Genomic DNA, 15,449 nt, shown 5'->3' with positions numbered 1-15,449 from the left:
TTCGCTTTGTGATGAAACAAAAGAGGAAATGAAATCGCGTGTATTGAAACGCGGTTGATTTGGTCGGTCAAGACCATTGTTGGCAGTTGCGCGAAGAAGGCGCTAATCTCGTTTCTGTCGATAGTGTTTATCGTGTTCATGACAGCGGCTGCCAGGGAGGCAGGTGGATGCCGGAACAGAAAAGGCAGGAGCGGCCGACCGTTGGGCGGCGCTGGCAGCGCTGGCTGAGCCGGCATTTTCCCGCACCCTATCAGATTCATCCTTTTACCCTTCGCTTCCGTGATGCAGGCATTGAGCGTGCGTTTATCCACGGCTATGACGTGAACCCGGTCTTTCTGAGCCGCCTGGCACTGTTGTCGGGGCTGGTGATCTATTCCCTGTTCGGCTTCGTGGACTTCATGGTTATGCACGATTTCCATCGTGAACTGTGGTCGATCCGATTCGGCATCGGCGTGCCCTGGATCCTGCTGGGTCTTGCCCTGAGCCTGCTGCCGTCACTGCGCCCGGCCTATGACTGGATTCTTCTGGCTGTGGTCCAGGGGGTGAACGCCACCCTGGTTGCCATGATGGTGATTACCCAGGGCGCGGAGGGCATGCTTTACCTGAGCGGCATCCTGCTGCTGCTGGTCTACAATTTTGTCGCCTTTCGCATGCGCCTGTGGGTGGCTACCATCAGTGCCTTTCTGGTCATCGCGGGTTTTCTGCTGGCCGCGCCCTTTGGTGGTTACGGGAACGCCTTTTTCATGATCAGCGGGCTTTTCTTCCTGCTGTTCACGACAACGGCCCTGATGTTCGGCGCGACCATCTCGGAGTTGTTTGCACGGCGGCATTTTGTTCAGTCCCGCCTGCTGGATACCCAGGCCAAGACCGACGAGCTGACTGGCCTGCCCAATCGGCGGGCCTTTCTGCAGCGCCTGCAGGCCGAACTGGCCCGTCATCGTCGATATGGCGCTGAATTCACGCTGGCCATGATCGATGCCGATCATTTCAAGGCCATCAATGACCGGCATGGTCACGAGGCTGGTGACCGGGTGCTGTGCGAGGTAGGTGCTCGCCTGCAGCGGGAACTCCGGGACAGTGACATGGCGGCACGCTTTGGCGGTGAAGAGTTCGCCCTGCTGTTGTCGGAGACCAGCGCGGATCGCGCCATTACGGTGTGTGAGCGAATTCGCCAGGCCATTTGCCAGCGCCCGATTGCCCTCAATGGAAGCGACAAGGTCGAACTGACCATCAGTATCGGTCTGGCCACGCCAGCGGGTGATGGCCACAGTGTGGACAGTCTGCTGCGGCAAGCGGATGACGCCATGTACCAGGCCAAGCGGGAGGGGCGAAACCGGGTGTCTGCTCCGGATTGAAGACGCGCCGCGCTTGGCCAAGTACCGCGCTCGCGGTAAAGTGCGCGCCCATGATCCAGCTCAGCGACATTACCCTGCGCCGCGGCACCGAGGTGCTGCTCGAGGCCAGTTCCGCCACCCTGTTTCCGGGCCACAAGCTGGGCCTGGTGGGGCCCAATGGCTGCGGCAAGAGCAGCCTCTTCGCCCTGTTGCAGGGGCGGATCGCCCCGGATGCCGGTGAGCTCAGCCTGCCTCGTGACTGGGTCATCGCCCATATGGCCCAGGAATTCACCGATCTGGAACGCCCCGCCATCGACTTCGTGCTGGACGGGGACGGGGAATTCCGCGCCGCCGAGTCGGCGGTGGCCGAGGCCGAGGCCGGCGGGGAAGGGCAGGCCATTGCCCGTGCCCACGCCCGCTACGAGAATGCCGGGGGCTACAGCGCCCGCGCCCGGGCCGGTGAGCTGCTCAATGGCCTGGGTTTCTCCGCCGCCGAGCACGACAAGACCGTGGGCGCTTTTTCCGGTGGCTGGCGGGTGCGCCTCGGCCTGGCCCAGGCTCTGATGTGCCCGTCCGATCTGCTGTTGCTGGATGAGCCCACCAACCACCTGGACCTGGAAGCCGTGCTCTGGCTGGAGGACTGGCTGCGGGCCTACAAGGGCACCCTGCTGCTGGTCTCCCATGACCGGGAATTCCTGGATGCCGTGGTGGATGAAATCCTGCACATCGAACATCAGCGCCTGAACCACTACCGGGGCAATTACAGCGAGTTCGAGCAGCTGCGCGCCGGCCAGCTGGCCCGTCAACAGGCCATGTATGAAAAACAGCAGCGCGAAATGGCCCATATGCAGAAGTTCGTGGACCGCTTCCGCTACAAGGCCACCAAGGCCAAGGCCGCCCAGAGCCGCATCAAGGCCATGGAGCGCATGGAAAAGCTCGCCCCGGCCCACGTGGATTCCCCCTTTCACTTCGAATTCGGCGAAGCCCCGCGGGCGGGTAGCCCCCTGGTCAGCCTGCAGGATGTGGCCCTGGGTTATGGCGATCATCCCATCCTGAGGGACATCGCCTTCAGTATTGCCCCCGGAGATCGCATCGGCCTGCTTGGCCCCAACGGAGCCGGCAAGTCCACTCTGGTACGCGCCCTGGCCGGCGAGTTGAAACCGCTCTCGGGCAACCTGCATGTCGGCCCCAACGTGCGCATTGGCTACTTCGCCCAGCATCAGCTGGAACAGCTGGACCTCGCCGCCAGCCCGCTCACTCACCTGCAGCGCCTGTCACCCAAGGTCGGTGAACAGCAGCTGCGCAACTTCATTGGCGGCTTCGCCTTCAACGGCGACATGGCAACCGATCCGGTGGGCCCGCTCTCGGGTGGCGAGAAGGCCCGTCTGGTGCTCGCCCTGCTGGTCTGGCAATCGCCCAATCTGCTGCTGCTGGACGAGCCCACCAACCACCTGGATCTGGAAATGCGCCATGCCCTGACCATGGCCCTGCAGGGCTTCGAAGGAGCCGTGGTGACGGTGTCCCATGACCGCCACCTGCTGGCCAGTACGGTGGACAGCTATCGACTGGTGGCCGAGGGCGGTGTGCGCGAATTCGACGGCGACCTGGATGACTATCGCCAGTGGCTGAAGCAGCGCCGTCAGGAGACCGCCAGTGAACGCCGGGGGGCAACAAGTAACGGCAACAGCCAGCAGGACCGCAAGGCCAGCCGCCGCGCCGCGGCCGAGCAGCGGGCCGCCCTCAAGCCCCTGCGCGACCGGGTCACGACGCTGATGAAGGCGCTGGATAAGGACAATGAATCCCTGGCCGCCGTGGAAGCACAACTGGCCGATCCGGCCCTGTATGAGTCCGGTGACAGTGAACGCATGGCCTCCCTGATGAAGGAACAGGCCGCCCTGCGCGAACGCATCGAAGGCCTGGAGCAGGACTGGATGGAGGCTGAAGAGGCCCTCGACGCGGCCCGCACCGGGCTGGAGGACAGCGCGTGATCGACAGCATCAGTGAATCCCACTTCGTCACCCTGCCGGATGGCGACAGCCAGATTCATCTGCGTCGCCTGCCCAATGAGGGGACGGTGGTGTTGATGCTGCACGGGGCCATTGAGAACGGTCGCATCTTCTACAGCCAGTCGGCCCGCGGCCTGGCCCCCTGGCTGGCTCAACAGGGCTATGACGTCTGGGTCATGGATCTGGGTGGCCGGGGCGAGAGCCTCCCCGCCATTGCCGATCATCCCCGACGACGACAGGCCTACAGCCAGACCGCCTCCATCGTCGAGGAAATTCCCGCCGTGCTGGACTATCTCCAGCAGCAGCGCCCTGGCGCGCGCCAGCACTGGGTCGCTCACTCCTGGGGCGGGGTGATGCTGAATGCCGTACTCGCCCGTTTCCCGGATTACGCCCGTCGTCTCACCGCCCTGTGCTATTTCGGCAGCAAGCGCCGGGTGCGGGTATGGAACTGGCAACGCTTGCTGTACGTGGACCTGATCTGGTGCTGGCTCTGCCCGCTCATCAGCCGTATCCACGGTTACCTGCCGGCCCGCCGTCTGCGCTTTGGCTCGGATGATGAAAGCCTGCTCAGCCATCGTCAGAGCTCGCGCTGGGTTCGTCGCCGGCGCTGGATCGATGAAGAAGACGGTTTTGATTACGGCCAGGCCCTGTCCCAACTCAGCCTGCCCCCCACCCTCTACCTCGCCGGCGCCGGCGACCGCGCCCTGGGCCACCCGGACGATGTGCAACGCCTGATGGAAGAAAGCGGGCAGGGCGAAAAGACCCTGCATCTGCTCTCAAAAGCCAACGGCCACGCCCGTGACTACGGACACATCGACATGCTCACCGCCCGCGACGCCGCCGAGGATCATTTCCCCCTGGTCCTCGACTGGTTTGCCCGGCATGAAAGTCCTGAGTGACCACGAAATGGACACGAGATAAAAACCTTTAAAACACTAGCCGCGAGATGGACGCGAAATGGACGCAATATGAAAGGCGAAAAGATGATTGGCCACAGATGAACACGGATGGACGCAGATTTGGGCCGTGCTTGATGAGACGCCGTGCGGCTTCGGAGGGGCCGTGCTTGGGGATGGCACGGGGTGTTTGACCACGAAATGAACACGAGATGGACACAAGATATGGGCTGACACGGTGGGTGCTGACGGCCCGCTGTGGGAGCGGCTTTCAGCCGCGATAACAATCTTTAACCTGGCACGCCCGCTTGTCGAAACCCCCTGTCCCCCCGCCACCCCGCAAACGCACCCCATGGTAAATTACTCCACAGCCAACACCACTCCATGGAGTCTCACATGGCTACCGTTCTGCGATACGTGCTGTTGCAGATTCCCGGGGCGGCACTCCTGGGCATCATGCTCTACCTGGCGGTGCAATGGGAGTGGATGAGCGGGCGCCTGGCGCTTTGGGTCATGGCCATCTGGCTGGTCAAGGACGCCCTGCTGTTTCCCGTCTATCGTCCCGCCCTGGAAGGTGGGCAATCTCCGGGGCCGGAATCCATGATCGGGCGCACCGGCATCAGCCTGACCAGTGTGCAGGACAAGGGCCTGATCCAGATTCATGGTGAACGCTGGCGAGCGCGTTCGCGTAATGGCGAATTCATTCCCCGGGCCGACACGGTGCGCGTGGTGGCCCATGAGCGGCTGCTGCTTATCGTGGAGCGGGTTCGGGCCGATGAGGAAAAGGACGAAGGGGATGCGAAGAATCCGGATTGAACGGCCCGGTGGTTATGACCGCCTGACCATGGAGACCGTGGCCGATCCCGAACCCGGCCCGGGCGAGGTGCTGATCCGGGTGGCGGCCGTCGGCGTCAACTTCGCGGACTGCATTGCCCGCATGGGCCTGTACAAGTCGGCGCGGGAGTTCGAGGGCTGGCCGTTGACGCCGGGCTTCGAGGTGGCCGGCGAAGTGATGGCCGTGGGTGAGGGAGTCAGCACCGTGAAGGTGGGCGAACGGGTCATGGCGCTGAGCCTGTTCAATGCCTATGCCGATCGCGTCTGCGTACCCGAGCATCAGCTGCGGTCGATTCCCGAACATTGGTCCCTGGCCGAAGCGGCCGCTTTTCCCACCGTGTTCCTGACGGCCTGGTATGCCCTGCATGCTCTCGGCGATATCCAGCCCGGTCACCGTGTGCTGATCCACTCGGCCGCCGGTGGAGTGGGCCAGGCCCTGGTCCAGCTGGCCCGGCGCGCCGCTGCCCATGTTGTCGGCGTGGTGGGTCGCTCACACAAGGTGGACAGCCTCAAGGCCCACGGCATCGACGTGATCGACAAATCCCGCCAGGCGCTCTGGTCGGAAGCCGGGCGCCTGGCCCCGGATGGCTTTGACCTCATCGCCGATGCCAACGGTTATCCCACCCTGAAACAGAGCTACCGCCATCTGGCCCCGGGCGGACGCCTGCTGGTTTACGGTTTTCATGGCATGTTCCACCCGGACCGCCGTGGCCGTGGCCGGGTCAACTGGCCGGCAATGATCGCCAGCTGGTTCCGCACACCCCGCTTCAGCCCCCTGGCCATGACCAGCGAAAACCGCGCCGTCATGGGCTTCAATCTCAGCTTCATGGGCCACCGCCCGGATGTACTCCGAACCGGCTTCGATCAGCTCTTGCAGTGGGCCGCCGAGGGCGATATTCATCCCCTGCCGGTGACCACCTACGCCTTCGACGACGTCGCCAGCGCCCACCGCGACCTCGAGTCAGGCCAGACAACGGGGAAGTTGGTCTTGCTGACCTGATGCGACGCACATTAAACAACCGGCGTGCCAACCGAGCAATTGCCATCGCGGCTGAAAGCCGCTCCCACAGGGGGCCGTCAGCCCCCGCCGTGCCAACCCCCATGTCGTGTCCATTTAGTGTCCATTTCGTGGTCAAATACCCCGTGCCATCCGCAGGCACGGCCCCTCCGAAGCAGCAAGGCGGCTCCCCAAGCACGACGCCAATCTGCGTCCATCCGTGTTCATCTGTGGCCAATAATCTTTTCGCCTTTTATCTCGTGTCCATTTAGTAGTCATGGATTCTCTGCCATCAGCGAGAATCTGTCCCGACCCCGCGCAGCTCCCCCCTCTGAGGTGATTGTGTGACGGCGCTGCGACGGCCATGTCCAAGGACGATTGGAAAATTCAGAGTATCTGAGCTAAGTTAAAAAATGTCACTGAAAAAGGGGTGACAGGGTAGTCAGGAAAGTTGCGCATAAGGAGATTCGCATGAAAAGAATTATCTTGCTTCTCTCTCTCTCTCTCGGGCCCGCTTCAGGCATCTGAAGGCCCGTCCTCAGCTTCTGATGTTGAGCGTTGGATTGTCAGCCTGAAAGACGGGGATGATCTCCTGCCGAGTCAGGTGCCCGACCAGGTGAATCAAGTGCTGGCGAATCAGGGAGTGGAGCCTCTCCTGGTTTATACGCATGTCAACAAGGGTTTTGTTGCCGAGATGACGGAGCAGCGCGCCAGGCTGTTGGAACGAATGCCTCAGGTCAGGGCGGTCGAGCGGGATTGAATTGTCACCATTCATGGTGGCACGACCCAGCATCAGCCGGACTGGAGTCTGGACAGAATTGATCAAAGGGCGCTTCCGCTTTCGGATACCTATTCCTATACCCATGACGGATCCGATGTTTACGTCTATGTCATTGATACGGGTGTCAGGGCAGAGCATGACCAGTTCTTCAGCGGGCAGGTCGAGCGCATTCATGACCGCTTTGACAGTGAAGGCGACTTCAATGACACATGTGACTCGGGTTATGACCCCTGCCCTGGATTTTGTCCGATCCAGGCGGCCGGGGTTCATGGCACTCTAAGCGGGCACGGCACGGCGGTCGCCGGCATGGTCGGCGCGCTTGATGTGGGGGCTGCGAAAGGCGCCTTGATAAAGGACTTGCGTGTTTTTGATTGCAAGGGTTACTCGCAAGCAAGTCTTGTTATTGATGCTATTAACGATGTCGCGGATCACGCCTCTGCTCATGGCTCCACTGCGGTTCTCAATATGAGCTTTGGCTATCATGAGTCTGTTGATCAAGTGGGTTCGATGGAATCGGCCATCCGGGACCTTCCGTCGAGAGTATTGCCGATTGCCTCGGCCGGCAATGACAACGCGGATGCATCGACGCAGGTTCCGGCGAGGATGTCGGAGGTCTTGACCGTCGGCAGCTCCACGATCGATGACAGCCGTGCCGGGCATTCCAACTGGGGTGCTGCAATTGATCTGTTTGCACCTGGTGAAGACGTGGAGGTGCTTTGGGACAGCAGTGATTCCGCAACCATTCGCAGTTCAGGCACGTCTTTCGCCGCCCCGCTGGTCGCCGGTGTCGCGGCTATCCATATCGATGCGGTTGGAGTTGATGTCTTCGCGAATGATGTGCGTACCGCCATAATGGGCAACGTCACCGAAAGTGTGTTGAGCAATCTGTCGGGTTCCCCGAACAAGCTGCTTTACCAGTGGCATCGACCTGATGACGATGGTGGCGGTGACGACGGGAGTGATCCCCCATCCTGTCCCTATCAGGATGAAGACGGGCAGTGGGTGATGTGCCCCTGATGCCTTGATATCGTAACCCTGTCCCCCTTTTTCAGGTGACGTCATGAATCTGGGTTTTTTGAAGCGGATCTGCCGATACCTGTCGCTGATGATGATCTGCGGCCTGCCGTCCCTGCATGCCGATACACCGGACGGGTTGCTGCCTGATGGCGGCGCCTTGCCGCCTCACGATGCCCTGGGGCTGATATCGGACATTGCCGGCGATGAGGATTTTGTCCTGATCGGAATCGGCGATGCTACCGTAGAGGGCATACAGGATCTGGGCGGGGCGGTGATCATGGCGCCCAATGCCGAGGGTCAGTGGCTGGAGCAGCGTTGGATTCCGGGTACCGAGGTCGGCCTTGATCGCAGGGCGCGGTTCGGGAATGAAGTGGATATTGATGGCGATCACTTCTACGTGGGCGCGTTTCGGGCGGATCGTTCGCCGGATGCACAGAACAGCGGCGCGGTGTTCGAGTTTCGCCGTGATCCAGCCAGCGGGCAAGTGGACTTCCTTCGCCGCATAGACCGCCCTGAGCCGAACACGGCCAGTTTCGGCTCGGGTGTCGCGGCCGACGGTGGCTGGCTGGCGGTGGGTGCCACCCTGGGCGAGGGGCCGCTGCCCGATTCCAACGGGGCCACCTATCTCTTCCGCTGGGAGGAATCCGTGGCGGACTGGGTCTATGAGCAAAAGCTGCTGGCCCATGACCGGCCGGAGGGTCAGGTTCTGGACGATTTCGGCATGCGAGTGAAACTGGCCTATCCCTGGCTGGCGGTCTGGGGCAGGAACGCCTGGGTGGAAGAGGAGGAAGCCCGTCTGGGTGCCACCTATATGTATCGCCATGACCCGGAGTCCGGAGAGTGGGTGTTCACGCAGCGACTGGTGGGCGATGCGCCGGAGCAAGGACGCGAGACGCTGGAGTATCGGCTGGTGTATCTGGGTGAAAATCACCTGATGTTGATGGGGGAAGATCGTTCCGAAGAGCCAATGAGTGGCCGGGTGCGTCTGTATATCCATGAACTGGATGTGGAGACGGATCAATGGGAGCGATCAGCGATCATGGAAAACCCTGATCCGGTGGAAGGTTACAACGACACCTTTGGCTGGTCGGCGACACTCACGCGGAGTGGCGAACGCCTGATCGTGGGCGAACCCGCGGCCCGCGATGAAACGGGGACCCTGAGCGGTGGCGCCCTGCATGTGTTCAGGCGCGATGCCTCCGAAGCCACCGGCTGGCGTCTTCTCGGCGAATTGACGCCAACCTGGCGCAGCTGGGATAACGTAGGTCATCGGCTTGGCTCAGGGGTGGTACCGGCCGGAAGCCATGGCGTTGCCGCCATGGGCGGTGGACCCTCCGCCCTGGGCCACGCCTACGGCAATGCACTGGTGTTTCAACCGGAGGCCGCCCCCGTTCACCTCCGCTTTGGTGATGCCTGGCCGGAGGCGGCGGTGGTGCGGGATCGCTCCTTCGATCATCACTGGCGTGTAGAGAATCAGGGCGAGGCGACGGCCAGCAATGTGTTCCTGCGCCTGCAACGACGTGAGGACGCCTTCGAGCTGACCGCCGCCAATGTCCCCTGTTGGTGGCAGCGTTCGGCTCAGTCGGACATCTGTCTGATCAAGTCCATACCGCCCGGAGGCCATGTGACGGTCACGACGCGGATGGAAGCACTGGTGGCGGGTGATCATGAGATCGCATTACAGCTGGTCAGTGATCAGGTTGAGGAGAATGAAAGCCCGCTTCAGGATAGCGTGACCATTTCGGTCTCGCCGCCCAGCTCCGGATCCGGTTGTAGCCTGGGGCGTGGGCCCTATGAGTTGCTTATCCTCCTTTTTGTCGCCAATTGGCGACTCAGGCGCCAACCATTCATTGACCAAGCCCCCTCGCATTGACAAGCGGCAGGGAGGGTGCCAACCGAACAATTGCCATCGCGGCTGAAAGCCGCTCCCACAGGGGGCCGTCAGCCCCCGCCGTGCCAAACCCCATGTCGTGTCCATGTCGTGGTCAAATACCCCGTGCCATCCCCAGGCACGGCCCCTCCGAAGCAGCACGGCATCACCCCAAGCACGGCCCAAATCTGCGTCCATCCGTGTTCATCTGTGGCCAATCATCTTTTCGCCTTTCATTTAGCGTTTATTTCGCGTCCATTTCGCGGCCAAATGTTTTCAAGGTTTCATCTCGTGTCCATTCAGTGTCCATTTCGTGGTCCAAAAAAAAGGGCGGTCATTCCTGACCGCCCCTGTTCATTGCCTTGAGGTCCAACGTCTACGGATGCGGCTCCGGTTCAGCCTCGGCCTTGCCCATGACCTTGAGGGCGAAGCTGTAGAGCTCGGCAGTCTCCCGCAGGGAATCAAAGCGGGCGGCCGAGCCGGCGTGGCCGGCGTCCATGTTGGTCTTGAGCAGGAAGGGGCCGCCCTGGGCTTCGGCGCGCAGGCGGGCGATCCACTTGGCCGGTTCCCAGTAGGTCACCCGGTAGTCGGCCAGGCCGGCGGTGGCCATGATGGGCGGGTAGGGCACATCATCCCGCAGGTTGTCGTAGGGTGAATAGCCCTTGATCAACTGATAGTGCGCTTCCGACTCGATGGGGTTGCCCCACTCCGGCCATTCCGGCGGGGTCAGGGGCAGGCTGGGGTCGGAGATGGTGTTGAGTACGTCCACGAAGGGCACGCCGGCGATGGCGCCGCCGAAGACTTCCGGATCGAGATTGAGGGTGGCGCCCACCAGCAGGCCACCGGCGGAGCGCCCGTCAATGACGATGCGTCCCCTTGAGGTGTAACCCTGTTCGATCAGAGCATGGGCCGAGGCCAGGAAGTCGGTGAAGCTGTTCGGCTTGGCTTCCATCTTGCCGTCCAGGTACCACTGCCGGCCCAGGGCGGAACCACCGCGTACCTTGGCCACCGCACGGATCACGCCGCGATCCGCCAGGCTCAGGTTGGCCACGGAGAAGTTGTCGGGCATGTAGGCGCCATAACTGCCATAGCCGTACAGCAGCAGGGGGGCGCTGCCATCCAGGGGCGTGGACTTCAGGCGCAGGATGGTGACCGGGACGGCCACGCCATCTTCGGTTTTCGCATCAATGCGTTCCACCACGTAGCGGTCCGGGTCATGCCCGCTGGGCACTTCCTGGGTCTTGCGCAGGGTGCGCTCCCGCTTGTCCATGTGCCAGTCAAAGGTCTGGGCCGGCTGGGCGGGGGTGGAGTAGGTGAAGCGGGTGAGTGCGGTGTCGAACTCATAGCCGGAAATCAGGCCCAGGGAATAGGCCTCGTCATCCATGGGGATTTCATAGCCATCACCCTGGTAGTCCGACACCACCAGGATCGGCACCGCGTTGCGGCGGGCGAGATAGACCAGGTGATTCTTATAGGTGACAAAGCTGCTGACCAGGCGGCCCGGCTCATGGGGCAGCCAGTCTTCCCAGTGTTCCCGTCCGGGGTTTTCCACCGGGGCGCGCACGATCTTGAAGTCCACGGCGCCATCGGCATTGGTGAGGATGTAGAAATGATCCCCGTGATGTTCCACCGAGTAGAGTTCATCGTCCTTGCGCGGGGCGATGAGCGTGGGTTCGCTGTCCGGGGCGTCGGCCGGGATGGTCCAGCTCTGGGAGCGGGTGTGATTGCCCGAGCCGATCAGGATGTACTCGCCGCTCTGGGTCTTGCCCAGGCTGATGAACATGCCGCTGTCTTCTTCTTCATAGACCAGGCGGTCTTCCTCGGCGTCTTCACCGAGCACATGATGGCGAATCCAGCGGGGGCGCTGATTGTCATCCCGCTCCACGTAGAAGAAGCTGCCGGAGTCCGCGGCCCACACGGCGCGGCCATCGGTGCTTTCAATGGCATCGCTGTATTCTTCGCCGCTTTCGATATTCCGCACCCGGATGGTGAAATACTCCGAGCCCACCGTGTCCAGGCCATAGGCAATCAGGCGATGATCCGGGCTGTGCACCACGGCGCCGATGTTGAAGAAGTCATGACCTTCGGATTCGGCATCACCGTCGAAGAGGATCACCTCATCGCCACCACCAGCCGGGCGGCGGGCATAGACCGGATAGTCACCGCCTTCCCGGTAACGCACATAGTATTCCCAGTCGCCGTCCCGGGCCGGGACGGAGCTGTCGTCTTCCTTGATGCGCGCCCGCATTTCCTGAAACAGGGTCTCCTGCAGGCCGGCCACGTCGCTCATCATGGCGGCGTGGTACTCGTTCTCGGCCAGCAGATGATCGCGGATCTCGGCCCGAAGGACGGAAGGGTCGCGCAGGACCTGCTGCCAGTTGTCATCCCGCATCCAGAAATAGGGATCCTCGCGGGTAATCCCGTGCTGGGTGATGGACTGCATGCGCCGTTCGGCCACCGGGGCCTCCACGGAGCGCTGGGCTTCAAACGCGGCCTTGCCGATGGCCGCCGTGTCACGATCTGTCATGGTGTCACTCTTTCCTTCGTCCTGACTGCAAGCGATCAGGGTGCTGGCGAGCAGGCAGGCGCCCGCCAGACGCAGTGCATTCCGGTGCATTGCCGTTTCCTCACAGGGTGGTCTGAAAGGCGGAACGATAGCACAGGGCGGCGGTCCTGCCAGCGTGAAGTGAGGCCGGCGCGCTGCTAGGATAAGCGTCCCCGCTGCCACGGATTCACACTACGGAGCCTGTCCATGCGCCTGATTGCCCTGCTTGCTGCACTGCTTCTTGCCTTTTCGGCCCAGGCGGCCATTGAGCCGGCCCCCGAGCGCAGCGAGGGCGAGGGACCCTTTGACCGGCTCATTCTGCGGGGCGCCACCCTGATCAACTCCACCGGTGCGCCCCCCATGGGCCCAGTGGACATCGTCATCGAAGGCAATCGCATCGTGGATGTGCACGTGGTGGGCTATCCTGGTGTGGCGATCGATCCGGCCGGGCGCCCCGAGGCGGGCCCCGATGACCGCGAGCTGGACCTGGAAGGCCATTACGTCCTGCCCGGCTTCGTGGACATGCACGCTCATATCGGTGGTCGTGCCCAGGGCACGCCGGCGGAGTATGTGTTCAAGCTGTGGCTGGCCCACGGCATCACCACCATCCGGGAGCCGGGCAGCTTCAATGGCCTTGACTGGGTGATGGATCACAAGCGCCGCAGCGACGAGAACCGCATCACCGCCCCGCGCATTCATCCCTATGTCGGCTTCGGCCAGGGCCACGAGGGCCCCATCACCACGCAAAGGGAAGCCCGGCGCTGGGTGCGGCGCATGGAGCGGGCCGGTGCCGAGGGCTTCAAGTTCTTCGGCAGCCACCCCGACATTCTGCGTGCCGCCATCGAGGAAGCCACGGAACGGGGCCTTGGTACTGCCCAGCATCATGCCCAGCTGGAAGTGGGGCGGGCCAATGTGCTGGACACCGCCCGCTGGGGCCTGACCACCATGGAGCACTGGTATGGGCTGCCGGAGGCCCTGTTCGAGGATCGCACCCTGCAGGATTACCGGCGCGACTATAACTATCAGAACGAATATCACCGCTTTGCCGAGGCCGGCACCCTCTGGCGCCAGGCCGCCGAGCCGGGCAGCGAGCACTGGCGTGCGGTGCGGGATGAGCTGATTGCGCTTGACTTCACCATCAACCCCACCCTCAACATCTACGAGGCCAACCGGGATTTCATGGCCCAGCGCCGGGCCGAATGGCATGAGGCGTACACCCTGCCTTCCCTGTGGAATTTCTTCGAGCCGGACCGTCGCGCCCACGGTTCCTACTGGTTCGACTGGACCACCCAGGACGAGATCAACTGGCGCGAGAACTATCGCCTGTGGATGCAGTTCCTGAACGACTACAAGAACCACGGCGGCCGGGTCACCCTGGGTTCCGATTCCGGTTACATCTACAAAATCTACGGTTTCGGCTACATCCAGGAAATGGAACTGCTGCAGGAAGCCGGCTTCCATCCCCTGGAAGTGATCCGGGCTGCCACCCTGCACGGCGCCGAGGCCATCGGTCGTGACAGCCACATCGGCTCCATCGAGCCGGGCAAGCTGGCCGATCTGGTGGTCGTGGGTGAAAACCCCCTGCAGAACTTCAAGGTGCTCTACGGCACCGGCGCCATCCGGGTGGATGACAGCAACCGGCTCAAGCGCGTGGGTGGCGTTCGCTATACCATCAAGGACGGCATCATTTATGACGCCGAACAGTTGCGCGCCGATGTGCGCGAGATGGTGCGTGCGGCGAAGGAAGAAGCCGACATCGAACGCCTGACCCAGCCGGCAGCGGATTACTGAGGAGGAAGGCGCACAGCCCCTCCATCCTTGTCGCTGTCATCGTCGTGATCGGTTTTTAGACTTCGGCCTCGATTCGAGGCGTCGAGTGCCTGGTAGAAAGTCCTCAATGCCGCAATGAACCGCTCCGCCCGTGGCGGGAAGCCGGTGGCGGACAGGGATTCGTGTTCCTTGCGAACTCGCTCCTCGAATCCCCGGCTGTCGATCACGGCGCCATCCAGGTTATCGAGACTGACCCGGAAGGGGGCACTGCAGGCCAGTGAGAAGGCTTTTTCGATGGCCTGCGGCCGAGCCTCCACTCGCTCGAATTCCGCCTGCTGATCGGCGCCACGTCCATCGGGCTCATACCAGTAGCCATAGTCCACCCGCTGCCGACGCTCGGCCCCGGCAATGCACCAGTGGGCCACTTCATGCAGGGCGCTGGCGAAGTAATCGCGGGTGAAGATGATGCGGTGGTGGCGGTATTCCCCATCCGCCGGCAGGTAGATAGGCTCCTCAGCGCCACCGACCAGCACGGTGTTGTGGCTGGCAAGAAAGGTGGTGTTGAAGAGGTGGATGAGGTCGGCGGCGCGGTGTTTCATGGCGGAAAGAGGGGGAAAGGAGCAGGGTTCGTTGTCGTTGTCGTTGTCGTAATCGTAATCGGCTTTTAGATAGCAGCAACGAGCTTCGAGCGACGAGCAATGAGCTAAAAGGCAACATTCCCGCAGCCTCGGTTTTCTCGTAATCGTAGTCGTAATCGTAATCGGGTTTCATCAAGGCTTGAAAAGCCGATTACGACAACGACAACGATTACGACAACGAGGGCCGTGCAGGCTTCAAGGTGTGAGGGTTACGGCATCTGAATCCCGCCACCACCACCGCCGGCACCGGGCATTCCGCCGCCCATGCCGCCACCGCCCTGACCGGGGGTCATGATGCGTGAGGCCTGGTCGCGGCGCATTTCCTCGAGTTTCTTCATCATGTCTTCCAGGGCCTGGTGAGCACCCTGCTCGAACTGATCCGCCGCTGCCTTGAGGGAGTCCGCTTCGATCTCGAAGGTCAGGGGCAGGGCGCCAGCCTCGGTCATGACCTGGGTACTGCCCACATAGCGCTTGGCGCGGCTGCTGTCATCGCTGCCGTCGGCCATCACCGGCACCATGACACGGATGGTGCCCACCCGCGCATCGGTGTAGGTCTCTTCCCGGAAGAGGCCATCGGCATCCATGGCCATGTTCGGCATTTCCTGCTCGGTCATTTTCAAGCTCCCGTCAATTCAAGTGGTATTGCGGCCCATTGTAACGGAAAGGTGGCCGCGGCCCCCAGCCGAGGGCCGTGCGAGTATGTTTTCCAGTCGTTGTCGTTGTCGTTGTCGTTGTCGTTGTCGTAATCGTAATCGTAATCG

At 62.3% G+C, this 15,449-nt stretch carries 12 protein-coding genes; 9 read left to right on the top strand and 3 right to left on the bottom strand.

Annotated features, from left to right (window positions below):
- Positions 1-167 precede the first annotated feature (167 nt).
- From RBH19_RS09090 to RBH19_RS09055, 8 genes are all read left to right on the top strand, one after another.
- A complete protein-coding gene (locus RBH19_RS09090) occupies positions 168-1,355 on the top strand; it encodes a GGDEF domain-containing protein (RefSeq protein WP_306728527.1) in 1,188 nt (395 codons plus the stop codon).
- Positions 1,356-1,405: 50 nt separating this feature from the next.
- On the top strand, positions 1,406-3,322 hold the full coding sequence (locus tag RBH19_RS09085) for an ATP-binding cassette domain-containing protein (RefSeq protein WP_306728526.1): 1,917 nt from the start codon (positions 1,406-1,408) through the stop codon (positions 3,320-3,322).
- Positions 3,319-4,239, top strand: a complete 921-nt coding sequence (locus tag RBH19_RS09080) for an alpha/beta fold hydrolase (protein ID WP_306728525.1) — start codon at positions 3,319-3,321, stop codon at positions 4,237-4,239. Before RBH19_RS09085 ends, RBH19_RS09080 begins: the two co-directional genes overlap by 4 nt.
- Positions 4,240-4,632: 393 nt before the next feature.
- The gene (locus RBH19_RS09075; protein WP_306728524.1) at positions 4,633-5,052 is read left to right on the top strand and encodes an NfeD family protein; all 420 of its coding nucleotides are present in this window, start codon (positions 4,633-4,635) and stop codon (positions 5,050-5,052) included.
- A complete protein-coding gene (locus tag RBH19_RS09070; RefSeq protein WP_306728523.1) occupies positions 5,033-6,070 on the top strand; it encodes a synaptic vesicle VAT-1 family membrane protein in 1,038 nt (345 codons plus the stop codon). Before RBH19_RS09075 ends, RBH19_RS09070 begins: the two co-directional genes overlap by 20 nt.
- A gap of 559 nt (positions 6,071-6,629) precedes the next feature.
- Positions 6,630-6,827: a protease inhibitor I9 family protein gene (locus RBH19_RS13650; protein WP_374728969.1), complete on the top strand. Its 198-nt coding sequence runs from the start codon at positions 6,630-6,632 to the stop codon at positions 6,825-6,827.
- Positions 6,828-7,865, top strand: a complete 1,038-nt coding sequence (locus tag RBH19_RS09060; RefSeq protein ID WP_374728968.1) for a S8 family peptidase — start codon at positions 6,828-6,830, stop codon at positions 7,863-7,865.
- A gap of 43 nt (positions 7,866-7,908) precedes the next feature.
- Positions 7,909-9,738, top strand: coding sequence for a hypothetical protein (locus tag RBH19_RS09055; RefSeq protein WP_306728521.1), 1,830 nt, complete (start codon positions 7,909-7,911; stop codon positions 9,736-9,738).
- Between the two features lie 373 nt (positions 9,739-10,111).
- Here the strand turns inward: RBH19_RS09055 and RBH19_RS09050 are convergent, their stop codons facing one another.
- Complete coding sequence (locus tag RBH19_RS09050) at positions 10,112-12,352, bottom strand: S9 family peptidase (RefSeq protein WP_306728520.1); 2,241 nt, start codon at positions 12,350-12,352, stop codon at positions 10,112-10,114.
- 135 nt (positions 12,353-12,487) lie between these two features.
- On the opposite strand from RBH19_RS09050, the gene RBH19_RS09045 reads away from it, so the two are divergent.
- Positions 12,488-14,071 (top strand): amidohydrolase family protein, encoded by a 1,584-nt coding sequence (locus RBH19_RS09045; RefSeq protein WP_306728519.1) that lies wholly within the window; start codon positions 12,488-12,490, stop codon positions 14,069-14,071.
- Here the strand turns inward: RBH19_RS09045 and RBH19_RS09040 are convergent.
- Entirely contained in the window at positions 14,065-14,649 is a 585-nt protein-coding gene (locus RBH19_RS09040) for an elongation factor P hydroxylase (RefSeq protein ID WP_306728518.1), read from the bottom strand. The genes RBH19_RS09045 and RBH19_RS09040 overlap by 7 nt on opposite strands.
- Positions 14,650-14,897: 248 nt before the next feature.
- Positions 14,898-15,302 (bottom strand): hypothetical protein, encoded by a 405-nt coding sequence (locus RBH19_RS09035; protein WP_306728517.1) that lies wholly within the window; start codon positions 15,300-15,302, stop codon positions 14,898-14,900.
- Between the last annotated feature and the right edge of the window lie 147 nt (positions 15,303-15,449).

The organism is Natronospira bacteriovora (genome assembly GCF_030848495.1).
GTDB classification, from domain to species: Bacteria; Pseudomonadota; Gammaproteobacteria; order Natronospirales; family Natronospiraceae; genus Natronospira; species Natronospira bacteriovora.
This window is presented reverse-complemented; position numbering and strand designations above follow the sequence as displayed.